The sequence below is a fragment of the Candidatus Kosakonia sp. 282A-S69 genome, assembly GCF_029433855.1.
GTDB lineage: Bacteria > Pseudomonadota > Gammaproteobacteria > Enterobacterales > Enterobacteriaceae > Kosakonia > Kosakonia cowanii_A.
Window position 1 is genome coordinate 53,824 of sequence record NZ_JAROAU010000001.1, and the last position, 16,635, is coordinate 70,458.

Below are 16,635 nucleotides of genomic sequence, written 5' to 3' on the forward strand. Positions count from 1 at the left end.
GTGCTTCGAGAAAGAACCGGAGTGTAAACAGGAATGGGTCAGGAAAAGTTATATCTCGAAAAAGAACTAAGCTGGTTGTGCTTTAACGAACGCGTGCTTCAGGAAGCCGCGGACAAAAGTAACCCCCTTATCGAACGCATGCGTTTTTTGGGGATCTATTCCAATAACCTTGATGAGTTCTATAAAGTCCGTTTCGCCGAGCTTAAACGGCGGCTGATCATCAGCGAAGAACAGGGCGTGGCGACCAATTCACGTCACCTGCTGGGCAAAATTCAGTCTCGCGTATTGAAAGCCGACCAGGAGTTCGACGGGCTCTATAACGACCTGCTGCTGGAGATGGCGCGTAATCAGATCTTCCTGATTAACGAGCGTCAGCTCTCGCAAAACCAGCAAAGCTGGCTGCGCAGCTACTTTAAACAGTATCTTCGCCAGCACATCACGCCGACGCTTATCACCCGCGAAACCAATCTGGTGCGCTTCCTGAAGGATGATTACACCTATCTGGCGGTGGAGATCATTCGCGGCGAAGATATCCGTTACGCGCTGCTGGAAATCCCCTCAGATAAAGTGCCGCGCTTCGTCAATCTGCCGCCGGAGACGCCACGCCGCCGCAAGCCAATGATTCTGCTGGATAACATTCTGCGCTACTGCCTGGATGATATCTTTAAAGGCTTCTTTGATTACGATTCGCTCAACGCCTACTCGATGAAAATGACCCGTGACGCCGAATATGACCTGGTGCACGAGATGGAGTCGAGCCTGATGGAGCTGATGTCATCAAGCCTGAAACAGCGCCTGACCGCCGAGCCGGTGCGTTTTGTCTACCAGCGCGATATGCCGGATGCGATGGTTGAGATGCTGCGCGAGAAGCTGACCATCTCCCGCTACGACTCGATTATTCCCGGCGGGCGTTACCACAACTTTAAAGACTTTATTGGCTTCCCGAACGTCGGCAAAGCCAATCTGGTCAACAAACCGCTGCCGCGCCTGCGCCACATCTGGTTTGACAAATTCCGCAACGGTTTTGACGCTATCCGCGAGCGCGATGTGCTGCTCTACTACCCGTACCACACTTTTGAGCACGTGCTGGAGATGCTGCGCCAGGCCTCGTTCGACCCGAACGTGCTGGCGATAAAAATCAACATCTACCGCGTGGCAAAAGATTCACGCATCATCGACTCGATGATCCACGCCGCGCACAACGGCAAAAAAGTGACCGTGGTGGTGGAGCTGCAGGCGCGTTTTGATGAAGAGGCCAATATTCACTGGGCCAAACGGCTGACGGAAGCGGGCGTGCAGGTGATCTTCTCCGCGCCGGGCTTAAAAATCCACGCCAAGCTCTTCCTCATCTCTCGTATGGAAGGCGAAGAGATTGTGCGCTATGCCCATATCGGCACCGGTAACTTCAACGAAAAAACCGCGCGCACTTACACCGACTACTCGCTGCTGACCGCCGATGCGCGCATTACTAACGAAGTGCGCCGGGTCTTTAACTTTATCGAAAACCCCTATCGGCCCGTGCAGTTTGACTATCTGCTGGTGTCGCCGCAAAACTCGCGCCGCCTGCTGTATGACATGATCGACGCGGAAATCGCCAACGCGCAGAACGGCAAGCCGTCCGGCATTACGCTTAAGCTGAATAACCTTGTCGATAAAGGGCTGGTGGATCGTCTCTATGCGGCTTCCAGCTCCGGCGTGCCGGTGAACTTGCTGGTGCGCGGCATGTGTTCGCTGATCCCTAATCTTGAAGGCATCAGTGAGAATATTCGGGTGATCAGTATCGTTGACCGCTATCTTGAGCACGATCGCATCTATATTTTCGAACACGGTGGCGAAAAGCGCGTCTGGCTCTCCTCCGCTGACTGGATGACGCGTAATATTGATTACCGTATCGAAGTGGCGGCGCCAATCCTCGATCCGCGCCTGAAACAGCGGGTGCTGGATATTATTGAGCTGCTGTTCAGCGATACGGTGAAAGCCCGTTATATCGATAAAGAACTGAGTAATCGCTATGTGCCGCGCGGGAATCGTCGTAAAGTACGCGCCCAACTAGCGATTTACGACTACATCAAATCCCTCGAACAGCCCGAATAATTTATGCCGATACAAGAGAAGATGCCACGACCGGAGGAGTTCGCCGCGGTCGATTTGGGTTCCAACAGTTTCCACATGGTGATTGCCCGTGTGGTGGATGGCGCGATGCAAATCATCGGTCGCCTTAAGCAGCGCGTGCATCTGGCTGACGGGCTGGACAGCAATAACATGCTGAGCGAAGAGGCGATGGAGCGCGGGCTTGCCTGCCTGTCGCTGTTTGCTGAGCGCTTGCAAGGATTCGATCCGGCAAGCGTCTGCATCGTCGGTACGCATACGCTGCGCCAGGCGCTGAACGCGACAGAGTTTCTAAAACGCGCTGAAAAAGTGATCCCCTACCCGATTGAGATCATTCCCGGTAATGAAGAGGCGCGCCTGATTTTTATGGGCGTTGAGCACACGCAGCCGGAGAAAGGCCGCAAGCTGGTGGTTGATATCGGCGGCGGCTCGACGGAGCTGGTAATTGGTGAAGATTTCCAGCCGCAGCTGGTTGAGAGCCGCCGGATGGGCTGCGTCAGCTTTGCCCAGCTCTACTTTGCGGGTGGCACCATTAATGGTGAAAACTTCCGCCGCGCGCGCATGGCGGCGACGCAGAAGCTGGAGTCGCTGGCCTGGCAGTTCCGCATTCAGGGCTGGAACGTGGCGCTTGGCGCCTCCGGTACCATTAAAGCTGTGCATGAAGTGCTGATCGCCCTCGGTGAGAAGGATGGCATTATCACCCCGGAGCGGCTCGAGAAAGTGGTCGCTGAAGTGCTGAAATATAAAACTTTCAGCGATCTTACCCTGCCGGGCCTGTCGGATGAGCGCAAAGTGGTGTTCGTGCCGGGCCTGGCGATCCTTTGCGGCGTCTTCGACGCGCTGGCGATCCGCGAGCTGCGGCTCTCCGATGGCGCGCTGCGTGAAGGGGTGCTGTATGAGATGGAGGGGCGTTTCCGCCATCAGGATATTCGCAGCCGCACGGCGCAGAGCCTCGCAAGCCAGTACAATATCGACCGCGATCAGGCGCGTCGCGTACTGGATACCACCACACTGATTTACGATCAGTGGCAGGCGCAGAACCCGAAACTTGGCAACCCGCAGCTGGCGGCGCTATTGAAATGGGCGGCGATGCTGCACGAAGTGGGGCTGAATATTAACCACAGCGGTATGCACCGCCATTCGGCCTATATTCTGCAAAACAGCGATTTGCCGGGTTTTAACCAGGAGCAGCAACTGATGATGGCGACGCTGGTGCGCTGCCACCGTAAGGCGATCAAGCTTGATGAGCTCCCGCGCTTCACGCTGTTTAAAAAGAAGCAGTTTTTACCGCTGGTGCAGATCTTACGTCTCGGCGTGCTGCTGAATAACCAGCGCCAGGCGACCACCACGCCGCCGACGCTGCGCCTGAAGACGGATGATAATCACTGGACGCTGAGCTTCCCCCACGCCTGGTTTAGCCAGAATGCGCTGGTGCTGCTGGATCTGGAAAAAGAGCAGGAGTACTGGGAATCGGTGACCGGCTGGCGGCTGAAGATTGAAGAGGAGCAGTCCCCGACCGTGGCGGCGTAAACGGCCGCATCACCTACTCCCCGACCAACGACGCTAACGGCTCAGGCTTGCCGATAAGATACCCCTGAAGATAATCGATACCCAGCGCGACCGCCGCGCTGCGTATCTCTTCACTCTCCACATACTCCGCCACCACCTGCATCTTCTTCATTCGCGCCAGATGGCAGATCGACTCCACAATCTGGTAATCGAGACTGCTGGCAACAATATTGCGGATAAAGCTGCCATCAATCTTCAGGATATCCGCCGACACCGTTTTCAGCCGCGCATAGCTGGCATAACCGGTGCCAAAATCATCAATCGCTACCCGACAGCCCATCTGTTGCAGCTGCGATAGGGTATTGATCGCCTGCGCCAGGCTCGGTAAGGCATTACTCTCGGTGATCTCAAAAATAAGCTGCCACGGCTCAACGCCATACATCTCAAGCAGATGGAGCACCTCATGGGCAAAGTGCGTGCGACAGAGCGACGACGGTGAGAGGTTAATGGCAAAACGCTGGCCGGGAAGCGCCTCATGATGCTGCGCCATAAAGCGCAGGACATGCTCTGTCACCCACAGGTCGATGCGCGATGAGAGACCGAACTCATGGGCCACCGGCAAAAAGAGATCGGGCTTGATGATCTCGCCGCTCTCCTCGCGCATCCGCAGCAGGATTTCGTGATAATCGTCGCCGCGCACGCCCTGGATCCGCTGCGCCATCAACACAAAATGGTCCTGCTCCAGCGCCAGTTGCAGGCGATTCATCATATCCACTTTGCTTTTCACCCCGCGCTGCACGTTCGCCGCCCCCCGGTTTTGCAGGCTTTCCGGATGATGGGTCGCCAGCGAAAGGTCGGCAATCGTGCTCAGCTCTCCAAGCAACATATAGAGATGTTTGACCGGCGAACGCACATAACAGTAGCTAAAGCCGACCTGCGGCTGGAGCGGCATCTCATCCCAGACGAAGCGAAACTGTTTAACTCGCGCATCCAGCGCTTCGATGCGCGTCTGGTGCGATTGCGTATTCAGGCGAATCACCAGATCGTGCCCGGAGAGCTGGTGGACACACTCTTCAGCCGAGAGCAGCGGCTTGAGCCAGTCTGCCATGTGCTGTTTATATTGGATGCGCAGCCAGACGCCATAATTGCGCCCCAGCAGCTCCAGCTCCGGCACGCGTAAAAAACAGAGCACCGACCAGGGCGTATCTGCAAGGGATCGGCTCAGGGCACGCAGGTTTGGCATATGGGTGACGGGGTCAATATAGGCCAGCCGCCGGGCGCGGTCGTGCACCTGCCGCTGGCGGGTCGCCATGATCGCCATCGCGAGGATCATAAAAGAGAAGACCAGATAGCTGGAGGAGGCGATCGCCAGTTGCACATCCCAGGTGGGTGAATTGGGCAGATAGTGATAGTAAAAGTGAACCGAGAGCACCAGCAACGGCGTCCAGATAAAGAGCATAAAGCGAAAGCCGTAACGCATCGATCCCCAAAGCATGACCGGCAGCAGCAACGACAGCGTGTAGTTAGTGCTGAATATTGAGCTGTTATCATTTAGCGGCCGCAGCAGCAGCAGCAAAATGGCGGTGATAATGCCTAGCCAGATCAGCAGTTCGATACGCGTCACTTTACGGTCAAACTCCGCGCGCAGCTGTGAAAACCAGGCAATGGCATAGCGCGGATGGCGCAGAATACGGATCAATAAATAACTAAAGGGTACGCCGGTGATGGCCCCCACCAGCAGCGCCTGGTAGTTAATCAACGTAGGCACGTTGAGCGCCAGCGCAACGCCCTCATTAACCGCAACATCAAGATTCAGCCAGACACCCAGCTCAAGCAGGATCAGGTAGAGCGTGGCGGGACTGAGCACCTGCCAGAACACCCGCTGCGTCATCTGCCGCGTCGAGCCATAAGCGATTTGATAACGACGGCCAACAAAAAGCCGGTAGCCGAGCCAGCTCAGCAGTAGCGGAATCAGCACATGGACGCATCGCTCCACTACGACAAGCGGGCCGGCAGAGGCATAATGCCAGCTTAAGGCGATGATCACACCGGGCAGCGCGGCCCAGCCAAAGAAGGTCATCATGGCGATGAACAGAGCCATTGGCAGGTAATAGAGCATCACCTCATGACCTGAAATAATCGTGAACGTATTCGCCAGATTAAAGAGCGGGTAGAAAATGGGGGTGATGATCAGCGGCAGCGCCCACCACCTGTCTTTGTATCTGTTGTAACTTCTTATCAATGACATAATCACTCAGCAGACCCGCATAACGCGAGAGAGGTGGTTCAGACAGGTTTGCCGCCTGACTACACGACGCCTAAACCGCGTGCCAGTGCGTAAATGATAAGAAATTTATAGGGGTGAACGCGGGGTGACAATTGTTTTAGATCAAGTAACCCACCTTGCCGCATTTATATTCGGCTGATTATCAGCGATCTCGCGCTTTCTTATTCAAGGCGTAAATTATTAATTTATCTTATATAAAATGTGGTGATATTTTATTCACACTGTTTTTGCGGCAAGCAAGATTGATCTTAATAAGAGAGTGTGACTTAATGTCCCCGTCGCCCGTTGTTCGGGTATTCCTAAGGAACCATTGTGAGTCAGGCAACCAGTATGCGAAAACGACATCGATTTGACAGTCGCATGACCCGTATCGTACTTCTTATCAGCTTCCTCTTCTTCTTCGGCCGTTTTGTCTATTCCTCTGTTGGCGCCTGGTATCACCATCAGGAAAAAAGCCAGTTACAACCTGTTAGCCAGACTATCGACCCCACCGCACAACGTTAACGCTATCTTGTTTTTGTCTGCACGCTTTTGCGTGGAGCCGCGCACGCCTGCATCTTATCGGTCGAGGCAGAGCCAGCGCTCCTCAAGACGGCTGAGTGCGGTATAGGGTGGTCTGCGCCCGACGGTAAGAGAGAAATCTGCCGGCCATGCACCGCTTGCCGACACGCCCTCATTATCAAGCCGGTTAACAAAACGCATTCGCCCGTAATCTGAAACGCACTTACTGAAAACGTGTGCAATCTCTGTGCGGGCTATCGTTGTGCCGGTAACGTACTCCTTCAGCATCTTAATATCTTTCAGGTTATCGATCATGGCGATAAGAAATACGATCCCAACAGACGCTAAAACAGCGAAGAGCAGAAAAACGATGAGATTTGAGAAGATCGGTTCCGCGAGCGGAAATTGCGATAGATAGTTGATGCCCAGATAGATCAGCGCGACGAAAATGACCGAGAAAGCAAGAATGGAGAGAGCCGAGAGCCACTTCTTCAGATTAAAGAGGTCGGCGAGAACAGCCCTTACAAAGCGGGCAATCTCTGCCCAATCGAGCAACATGATGCTTAACAGCACGTTCACCGCCGCCAGCCAGCCCGAATAACCCGTGACGCCGAAGAGGATGCTAAACGGTGTGACCAGCGGAGCCAGCGTCGCAGAATAGAGGCCAGCCACGCTCATCACGAGCACTACAACGCTTGCGATCCAGCGGAATAACGTCACCACGGCAGAGAAGAGATCCTTTTGCAAAAAGAGGCTGGCGCGTGCTGGAACGGGCGCTTTGCTGGCAGCTTTTTTTGGTTTTTTACGCTGCAAATAGTCTCCGGCTCGTGAAACTAATACCACGGCGCAAGCAACCGCCAGCGCATAGCTGGCGCAAAAAAGCGTAATAAAAGGCAGCATCACCGTCAGTAATAGCGTACTCACCAGCGCGGTTTTCATATTCCACACCCGTAAGCGCGCCGTGCGATAGACATGACTCAGCGCATCGGAGAGCGACAGACTCAGCAGCATGGCTTTACGCCTGGGCCAGAAGCGCGTTTCAGGGATCGCCAGCACATAACGTTTTAACTCCTCCTCCAGCGCGGGTTTTACCCTTGCCAGATGGCGACAGGCGCGAAATGCGGTCTCCTGCAGCCACTCATCGGCGATAACAATCGCGCTGGCCAGCACTGGCTCCGCGTCTTCTTCCCGCAGCAGACCGGTGGCTTCGAGGCAGATCTTCGCCGACAGGATATCCTGCCCCTCTTTAACGTGGTCGCTGATAAAGGCGCTGAGCGCAGGTTCAAAAGGCTGAAGTATGTCGCGCCGGGAGCCGAAAGCATCAATTAAAAAACGCAGGCAGTGGATAGCGCGGCTGTGCTGCTCGCCCTGGGCGAAGTTTTGTTCGATCTCATGCCAGCAGAGCTGTGCCAGCCGGTTTGCCTCCGCTTCGCTACAGAGCTGAGCGTACAGCACCAGCGCGTCGCGCCCGCGTGAATCGGTGGGAATGTGCGAATCGGGTACCGCTTCGGGATGAGATAAAAAGCGAGTGGTAACGAAATACTCCAGGAAACGGCGATGGACAAAGGCAAATGACATCTCTTCGCCAGAGGTGACTCTGGCGATTCTGGCGAAGCGCAGGATCTCCAGCACTTTCTCAACATTACCCGTCTTCACTCGCGCATCAATAAGCTTAACGGGCGCCTCAAGACCGAGGGTCGGCTCATGAAAAACGAACCACGCGATATCAGTGGTTACCTTCACCACTTCTTGCGCCGTCATACCCAGCTCACGTAAACGCTCATCGCAGAGTGCCAGCCGCCCATCAATATAGTTTTTGTAGATATCAGCCTGGTTGACCGGGAGCTGTTCATTTCCCGCAATCCACTCTCCGAGCAGCGCCATGATGAAAGGGTTGCGCGCCAGCGGCATCAAATCCTGACGCTGGCTAAACAGCCTATTACGCAGCGCAGGCGTAAAGCGTGGATAGCGGCTTAAAGCGTGAGAGATATCCGTCTCAGAGAGCGGTCGAATCTCAAGCACTTTATCCGCCTGTAAGGCGGCCGTCGGGCGACGAAACATACGCGATGCCAGCAGACCGCGTGAAGCGGTATGGGAGCCGATAAATTTCGCAATGACGGAGGAGAGCGCATGGATAACGTCAGAATTCTCTCTGGCATCAAGCAGAGGCGAGATCTCATCGAAGGAGTCGAAAATAAAGAACAGCCGGCCGCTGGACCAGAGATTGCGAAAATGCTCATCAACAAAGGCTTTGGTAAAGACATCGCCGCGGCGGATCAGGTTTTTAGTGATGAACGCTTCCAGATCTTCAACGGAAAACATCGTGCGCCCATCGACAACGGTACTTTTCGGCAGCCACTCGCGCAGATTGACGTAAATGGGTATGCGCTGGGTGGTCTTGACCTCATCAAGCATATCCTGCGCCAGTTTGCGCAGCGCCACGCTCTTTCCCGCACCGGGCACGCCCAGCACTAAAAATGTCTGCGTGGTGCGGTCGCGACGGATCGCGTCCTGTAAGTTCATGATTTTTCGCCGTGCGGGAGCGCCTCTGCTCTTCCGGATCTCCACTTCCGCCTGCAGCTCAGTGTAGTAGTTGGGGCTCCAGTTGGTCTCCAGATCGACGGCGGCTAAATCACGCTCCAGCACGCGGCAAAATGCTTTCAATTTTTGCGGAAAGCTCTCGTCAGGAAAATCTTTTTTCAGCGCCACAGGATGACCGCCGCTGACGGTTCTGTCACGCGTGAAATAGAAAACGGCAATAATCACAGCGGCAAAAATAAGGCTTACCGACAGCGAGGTCTCAAATGAAATGGGAAGATCTTTTACCCACTGCGGAGCATCGCGCAATAGCGGTGCGGTCCAGAGCAGAGGCCACAGGGATTTCAAGGCGCTGGCACCGCTGATACCGCTCATCCCAATAATCAGAGTCAAGGTGCGTAATTTATTGACCCCATAACCGGCGGGCATCAGCATCGGGCGCGCAATCAGAAACATGACAAGGATAAACGCCGCCACCAAAACGGCATTGATCAAAGAGGAGGTCAGCCCGGTACCGACGACAAAACAGAGTGTCAGGATCAGAAGGAGTAAAAAAAATTTAAGGCTTCCTGACATGCTTGCATCCCCTCCCTGTGTTACGCCCTCAGCAATCGTAAGAGGCACTATAACTTTTCTGCCATGAGATACCAGAAGCGCCCTACCAGATTGGGTAGGCCTGCGTGTAATAAAGTGCTGAGGCTCAGCGTAACTTCAACTCACGGGCGCAAAATGCTGAAAAGCTACCTGCTCTCATAGCAGTTTATTTCTCACAGATTCATTACAATCCCCGCCGTGATCCACCATGTGGTCTCGCCGCAGCACGCAACTCCTCAAGGGAAACTATGTACGATTATCAAGAAGGCAATAAATTCAGGAATTATAACGACCCGGAAGTCTATGACTCTGCCGAGGATGCGGCAGAGGGAAAACGCCGGAGAGAGAGGCAACACCACCCCTCTCCAGCAGCACCCGAGCCAGAGATGAGCAATACCGATCCCGTTGGCTGCACCCTGCTGCTTTTACCCAGCCTCTGTTTTTATGGCTTCTGTATTTATCCGGCAATGGGTGCGTCTGCCATGCTGGCGCTCTCCCCCCAGCCGCTACGCTTGATTGGTCTGGTGTGTTACAGCGCCTGGTGGGTTATCTCCACCATTTTGCTACTGCCGTGCCTGCTGACGCCGCTTATGACCAATAAAGTGGTGGCAGGGGTTATCACCTTTATTCTGATGTTTCTCTGGATGGCGGTGCTAAACGCATTCATCGCCCGAAATTGGGCGCAGAAACGTAAGGTGATGAAAAAGGTCCTGCTGGGTATGGTGCTGCTGACCGTCGTGCCGCTGCTACTGGCCTGGTTTGCCCACGCGACTGGCCTTGTTGACGCCTACTGGTGGGATCGCGGCTGGGCAGGATATGATCCGCTGACCGGGCTGTTTTTCCCCGGCCACGTTGGGGATGCATTCAGAGGCGGCCGCTATTGAGCAAAGCCCCATTGCGGGGCTTATTTTCTTACCCATTAACGCCCGCAACTCGGGTCATCAGACGCAGCGCGTAATCCGCTCGCCAGTGCGGTAAAGGCGTCGATCATCCTGGGCAACGCCTGCTCCGGCTCGTTGCTTGCGGCCACCCACAGGGCGGCATTCAGCGCCGCTCCGTTTAACAGGCGCGCAGCGGCGTCAGCATCAACCGGTTTAAGATCGCCACTCTCAATCATGGCGATAACCGTCTCGCGCGTCGCCTCAAGGCAGCTATTCTGGCTTGGCCATTGGGCGGGATCGCCGAGAAACGCCGGGCCATCAAGCAGGACAATGCGCCGCACTTCCTCATCCAGCGCCATGTTGATGTAGGTAATGCCTTCGGTTAGCAGCTGCTGCCACGCATCTGCGGCTTTCGCGGCCTCGGCCTTCGCGCGCTGCGCCATCTCGCCATCGATTTCGGCGACCACCGCTGCCAGCAGCCCTTTTTTATCGCCAAAATTGTGGTACAGCGCGCCGCGCGTCAGGCCAACACTGGCGGTAAGCTCATCCATCGATGCGGCGGCAAACCCCTTTTCAGCAAAGGCACGTCGCGCTGCCGTCAGCAATTTCGCGCGGTTCTCTTCCATCGTTTCACGGCGGCGTTTACCGGCCATCATCCTCTCCTCTTCACATACGGTTCGTATCTCATTTGACATACGCCGCGTATGTGATATTAATTCATATACGCGGCGTATATTAAATCATTTCCCTGCACCGCGCACTCTTCTCACTTACATTGCCAAAGGAACCATTATGAGCCGTCGCGAAGCTGTTTTTCCCGCCAACCGCCATGCCCTGTATGAGGCGCACGGCTACTCTGCCGCCATCCGCTCCGGCGATCTGCTCTTTGTCTCCGGCCAGGTCGGCAGCCGGGAGGATGGTACACCGGAGCCCGATTTTGCCCGCCAGGTTGAGCTTGCCTTTGCTAATCTTGGCGCCACCCTTGCCGCCGCTGGCTGCACCTTTGACGATCTTATTGATGTGACCACCTTTCATACCGATCCAGAAGTGCAATTCCCGGCCATCATGGCGGTGAAACAGGCAATTTTCCCGCAACCGCCCTACCCCAACTGGACGGCAGTAGGCGTCAACTGGCTGGCGGGTTTCGACTTTGAAATCAAAGTGGTTGCCCGCATTCCTGACGCGCAGCCGTAACGTGTGACGCACAAACCACCACACCGCTGCTGCATGATGTGCCAGGCTGATCCTGTCCTGACTGCACAACGGAGAAGTGATGATGATGAGCTTATGCCGCGCCTGCGGCACCTCGTATGAGACCGCAGGCGAACACCCGCAACAGTGCAAAATCTGTGTCGATGAGCGGCAGTTTGTGCCGCCCGGCGGGCAACAGTGGGTTGATCCTGCCGGGTTACTGGCTACCCATGCCAATAAATGGACGCAGCATGAGGCGGATCTCTTCAGCCTGCAGACAGTGCCGGATTTTGCCATCGGCCAGCGCGCCTTTCTGGTGAGAACGCCGGAGGGGAATATTTTATGGGACTGTATCGCCACGCTCGACGCGGCGACAAAAACGCTGATTGCCGCGCTGGGCGGCCTGAAAGCGATTGCCATCTCCCATCCGCACTATTACACCACCATGCAGGACTGGGCCGCCGAGTTTGATGCGCCGATCTACCTTCACGCCAGCGATCGCGAGTGGATCATGCGCGACAGCCCCTATGTGAACCTGTGGGAGGGCGATACGCTTCAGTTGACCCGCGACGTCAGCGTGATGCGCCTCGGCGGTCACTTCGCCGGCGGCGCGGTGCTCTACCGGGCGCATGAGGGGGGCATTGTGCTGTCGGGGGATATTGTGCAGGTCGCACCGGGCAACGACGCGGTCTCGTTTATGTGGAGCTACCCGAATATGCTGCCACTGTCGGCCGACACGGTGAGCGACATTCTGCGCCGCCTGGGCGCGGTGACGTACACCAGGCTCTACGGCGCATTTGAAGGCCGGGAGCTCACGCAAAACGCCGCAGCGATCGTGCAGCGTTCCGGCGAGAAGTATATTGCCTGTCTGCGCTAACGCGCTCAGCCTGGCCCTTCGCTGGCGGCCGCCAGCAGCGGCACCAGTACATCGCTGATCGGGACTGCAATGCCGTGCGCGTGGCCGAGCCGCTGGATCACGCCGTTACGGATATCCCACTCCAGCGGGCGGTTCGCCTGGCGGTCGGCAAGAATAGAGGTGCCCAGATCGGCAGGCGCACGCTGGAAGTTGCCGACAATCTCCTGCGGCACGTCATCTTTCAGCACCGCCCCTTCGGCGCGCGCAACGGCCAGGCATTCATGTAAATAGGCCAGCGCCAGCCGGGTAACGTCTTCGCGGGCAAACATGCCGGCACGGCGGTTGGTCAGCACCATTAGCCCCGCCGCCGCATTCTGCAACAGCTTACGCCAGGCGATAGAGAGAAAGTCCGCCGCCAGGTCGACCTCACAGCGCGTTCCGCTTAACGCCTCGGCCACCCGCTGCGCCTGCGGCACATCCGGCAAGGTCAGGCGCGGTTTCGCCCGCAGCCAGACGGAGGCATCCGCTTCACGCTGCGCCGGAAACCAGACCACGGAAGGGAGCACCGTCGCGCCATTGACCCGCGGCGCGAGTTGCGCTTTCTGCTCCACGCCGTTTTGCAGCGCGCAGACCACCGTCTTTTCATCGCACAGTGCGGCAAGCCAGGCCGCACTGTCGTCAACCTGGGTGGTTTTCACCGCTACAAACACTAAATCGACCGGCTGCTGGATCGTCGCTGGATCGGTAAGCACCGGGCCAGGGACGACGATCTCGCCCTCATCGTGGCGCAGCGTTAACTGCGGATGCGCGGTGCGCCCGCAGAGGAGCGGCGCGCGGTGAACTTCATGCAGCGCGGCGGCAATGGTGGTGCCAATCGCGCCAGGGCCAATCAGCGCAATCGTAAGATTGTCAGACATCAAACGTTCTCCTGCTGTGATCATCCTTTATCAGTGGCCTTCAGGCGTCCAACGCGCAAGCGTGCTGCGCCCGAATGACAAACATAAGCCGGTTGCAGAACGAAAGACAGCCGATCTCTTCTCACGCCTCTTTTGTCCTGCGCTTAGCCCACTCGCAAAGCCGCATGATGACCACAAAAAAGACCGGCACAAAAAATAGCGACAACAGGGTGGCGCTGATCATGCCGCCAAACACCCCGGTGCCAATCGCATGCTGCGTGCTTGCGCTGGCTCCGCGGGCAATCATCAACGGCACCACGCCGAGGGTGAAGGCAAGCGACGTCATCAAAATGGGGCGCAGCCGTTGCCGCGATGCCAGCAGCGTCGCTTCAAGCGTGCTTTTACCCTGCAGCCGCAGCTGGCGGGCAAACTCAATAATCAGAATGGCGTTTTTCGCCGACAGGCCAATCAGCGTGATCAGTCCGACTTTGAAAAAGACATCATTGCTCATGCCAGCGACGATCACCGCGACAAGCGCACCGATGAGCCCAAGCGGCACCACCAGCATCACCGCAAAGGGGATCGACCAGCTCTCATACAGCGCGGCAAGGACCAGAAACACCACCAGCACCGAGAGTGCAATCAGCCCCGGCAGCTGCGCGGCAGAGGCTTTCTCCTGGAGCGAACTGCCCGCCCACTCGCCGGCAAACCCCTCTGGCAATGCGCGTGCCAGCTGCTCCATGGTCGTCATCCCGGTGCCGCTCGAGTGTCCCGGCGCGGCGCTGCCGGTAATGCGTATTGCCGGGTAGCCCTGATAACGGTTGAGCTGCTGTGGCGACTGGGTCCATGTCGCGCTGACCACACTTGAGAGTAAAACCATCTCACCGCTTCTGTTTTTCAGGGGGATGTTGAGCAGTGTTTCCGGCTGCATCCGATATGCGGCATCGGCCTGCACAATCACTTGCTGTAAGCGGCCGTTCTGCGTGTAGTCATTCACATAATTCGAGCCGGAGGCAACGGAGATCGCCTGGTTAATCTCCTCAAACGAGACGCCCATCGCCTCGGCTTTCTCGCGGTCAATGGTCAGTGAAATCGAGGTGCCCTGCGGCAAACCGTCAATATAGACATCCGAGAGCGCGCCGCTTTCATTCGCCCTCTCCACCAGCGTATCCGCCGCCTGTTTCAGCGCGCTGTACCCCTTCCCGGCCCGATCCTGAATATAAAAGGTAAACCCGGATGAGGTGCCCATATCGGAGATAGCAGGCGGCAACAGGCTCATGGTCATCGCACCCGGTACGGACGCCATCTTTTGCTGGATAAGATCGGCTTCGCTCTGCGCCGTCGCGCCGTGGCGCTGCTGCCACCCTTTTAAGGTGGTGAAGGCCATCGCCGAGTTCTGCCCGGAGCCTGAGAAACCAAATCCGAGGATCATCAGGTTGCTGTCGATATCCGGACGATCGGCCAGCGCCTGCTCAAACTGCTCCACCACCTCCGTGGTGCGCTGCATGGTGGCGTCGGAGGGAAGCTGAATGGAGGACATAAAGTAACCCTGATCCTCTTCGGGCAAAAAGGAGGATGGCAGCGCAACCAAACCGGCAAACAGCGCGATGCAGAGTGCCGCGTAGATCAGCAGCATACGGCCGCTGCGCATCAACACCCATAAAAGTCCCGATTCATAGCGCGATGAAAGTCCATTAAACGCGCGGTTAAAGCGGGCGGAAAAGCCGCGCGCAGCACCGGAATGGGGTTTCAGCACTGTCGCACAGAGCGCAGGCGTCAGGGTGAGTGCCAGAAAGGCAGAAAAGAGGATCGATACCGCCATCGCAATGGCGAATTGCCGGTAGATCAGGCCAACGGAGCCGCTGGCGAAGCCCATCGGGATAAACACCGCGGTCAACACCAGTGTAATGCCGATAATCGCCGGGGTGATTTCGCGCATCGCCCGGCGGGTGGCGTCTGCAGGCGTCATCCCCTGCTCCTCCATCAGCCGCTCGACATTTTCCACCACGACAATCGCGTCATCGACGATGATGCCAATCGCCAGCACCATGCCAAACATCGTGAGAATATTGATGGAGTACCCGCTCAGCAGCATCACGGTAAAGGTGCCGAGCAGCGCAATAGGCGCGACAATCGCCGGGATGAGCGTACACCGTATTTTGTGCAGGAAGAGCAGCATCACCAGGAAGACCAGCACCATCGCTTCGATAAAGGTCTGCACCACCTTGTAGATGGAGAGTTTTACAAAGGGTGCCGTATCAAATGGCACTGTGAAGACCATCCCTTCCGGCAGCACGCTTTTCAGCTCCGCCAGCCGCTGCTGCACCGCCGCCGCGGTGTTAATGGCATTCGCCCCGGTGGCGAGCTGGATCGCCGCAGCCGTTGCCGGCACGCCATTCTCGCGGATACCAAAGGCGTAGCTCTGCAAGCCGCTCTCCACACGCGCGATATCCGCCAGCCGTAAACGGGCGCCGGTGGTGTTCGACTTCAGCGTAATATTGCGAAACTCCTCAATGGAGGAGAGCTGGCCTTTGACGGTCAGCGGATAGGTGACACGCTGCCCCGCCAGCGCAGGCTCATCCCCCACGCGGCCCGGCGAGACCAGCACGTTTTGCTGAGCAATTGCCGTGGTGACATCGCTGACAGAGAGCTGGTAGCTGTGCATCTTGAGCGGATCGAGCCAGATACGCATCGCCTTCTCGCCGCCAAAGAGTTGCACCTTGCCGACGCCGGGAAGACGACGCAGCTCATCGGTCACATTGCGGGCGAAGTAGTCGCTGAGATCGGCCTCCTGATATTTTCCGGTCGTCGATTTTAGCCCGACCATCATCAAAAAGCCGGTCTCCGCCGCATCGATGCTGATACCGTTTTGCCGCACCACCTGCGGCAGCCGTGGCTCAACAATTTTGATCTGGTTTTGCAGATCGATCTGCGCAAGCTTCACATCGGTGCCCGGTTTAAAGGTCACGGTGATCGACGCCGTTCCGCTCGTATCGCTGGTGGCCTCAAAATAGAGAATGTTATCGACGCCGGAGATCTCGCGCTCAATCAGCGAAATAACCGAAGTGTTCATCATCTCCGGCGTCGCGCCGGGAAAGGTGACGGAGATAATCACGCCCGGCGGCGCCACCGCCGTATATTGTGATACGGGCAGCTTTGGAATGGCGAGCAGCCCACCGAGGATAATAAATAGCGCAATGACCCAGGCAAAAACGGGGCGTGCAATAAAAAAGTGCGGCATGGGATAAATTCCGTCTGGCAAATAGCGGCAAT

General features: G+C 56.6%; 11 protein-coding genes. 6 read left to right on the plus strand and 5 right to left on the minus strand.

All coding sequences use genetic code 11. The annotated features are described in order from the left end of the window. Positions 1–33: 33 nt before the first annotated feature. Complete coding sequence (gene ppk1, locus PU683_RS00255; protein WP_277169573.1) at positions 34–2,094, plus strand: polyphosphate kinase 1; 2,061 nt, start codon at positions 34–36, stop codon at positions 2,092–2,094. A 3-nt stretch (positions 2,095–2,097) separates the two neighbouring features. Further along, positions 2,098–3,639: an exopolyphosphatase gene (gene ppx / locus PU683_RS00260; RefSeq protein WP_277169574.1), complete on the plus strand. Its 1,542-nt coding sequence runs from the start codon at positions 2,098–2,100 to the stop codon at positions 3,637–3,639. 13 nt (positions 3,640–3,652) lie between these two features. On the opposite strand, the gene PU683_RS00265 is transcribed toward ppx, so the two are convergent. Next, positions 3,653–5,866, minus strand: a complete 2,214-nt coding sequence (locus PU683_RS00265; protein ID WP_277169575.1) for an EAL domain-containing protein — start codon at positions 5,864–5,866, stop codon at positions 3,653–3,655. Between the two features lie 351 nt (positions 5,867–6,217). Between PU683_RS00265 and PU683_RS00270 the strand changes: the two genes are divergently transcribed. Beyond that, positions 6,218–6,409 (plus strand): YfgG family protein, encoded by a 192-nt coding sequence (locus tag PU683_RS00270; RefSeq protein WP_071789562.1) that lies wholly within the window; start codon positions 6,218–6,220, stop codon positions 6,407–6,409. A gap of 54 nt (positions 6,410–6,463) precedes the next feature. Here the strand turns inward: PU683_RS00270 and PU683_RS00275 are convergent, their stop codons facing one another. After that, positions 6,464–9,520, minus strand: coding sequence for an NACHT domain-containing protein (locus PU683_RS00275; RefSeq protein WP_277169576.1), 3,057 nt, complete (start codon positions 9,518–9,520; stop codon positions 6,464–6,466). 266 nt (positions 9,521–9,786) lie between these two features. On the opposite strand from PU683_RS00275, the gene PU683_RS00280 reads away from it, so the two are divergent. Beyond that, positions 9,787–10,422 carry a hypothetical protein gene (locus PU683_RS00280; RefSeq protein ID WP_277169577.1) on the plus strand — a complete coding sequence of 212 codons (636 nt, stop codon included), beginning with the start codon at positions 9,787–9,789 and terminating at the stop codon, positions 10,420–10,422. Between the two features lie 35 nt (positions 10,423–10,457). Here PU683_RS00280 and PU683_RS00285 read toward each other — a convergent pair whose 3' ends face one another. After that, positions 10,458–11,072: a TetR/AcrR family transcriptional regulator gene (locus tag PU683_RS00285; RefSeq protein ID WP_277170458.1), complete on the minus strand. Its 615-nt coding sequence runs from the start codon at positions 11,070–11,072 to the stop codon at positions 10,458–10,460. A gap of 139 nt (positions 11,073–11,211) precedes the next feature. Here PU683_RS00285 and PU683_RS00290 point away from each other — a divergent pair, with 139 nt between their 5' ends. Together PU683_RS00290 and PU683_RS00295 are read left to right on the plus strand one after the other, a co-directional pair. Next, on the plus strand, positions 11,212–11,613 hold the full coding sequence (locus tag PU683_RS00290) for a RidA family protein (RefSeq protein ID WP_277169578.1): 402 nt from the start codon (positions 11,212–11,214) through the stop codon (positions 11,611–11,613). A gap of 82 nt (positions 11,614–11,695) precedes the next feature. After that, the gene (locus PU683_RS00295) at positions 11,696–12,487 is read left to right on the plus strand and encodes an MBL fold metallo-hydrolase (protein ID WP_277170459.1); all 792 of its coding nucleotides are present in this window, start codon (positions 11,696–11,698) and stop codon (positions 12,485–12,487) included. Positions 12,488–12,492: 5 nt separating this feature from the next. Here the strand turns inward: PU683_RS00295 and PU683_RS00300 are convergent, their stop codons facing one another. Together PU683_RS00300 and PU683_RS00305 are read right to left on the minus strand one after the other, a co-directional pair. Beyond that, positions 12,493–13,383, minus strand: a complete 891-nt coding sequence (locus tag PU683_RS00300) for an oxidoreductase (protein ID WP_277169579.1) — start codon at positions 13,381–13,383, stop codon at positions 12,493–12,495. 121 nt (positions 13,384–13,504) lie between these two features. Further along, complete coding sequence (locus PU683_RS00305; RefSeq protein WP_277169580.1) at positions 13,505–16,603, minus strand: multidrug efflux RND transporter permease subunit; 3,099 nt, start codon at positions 16,601–16,603, stop codon at positions 13,505–13,507. Positions 16,604–16,635: the final 32 nt, after the last annotated feature.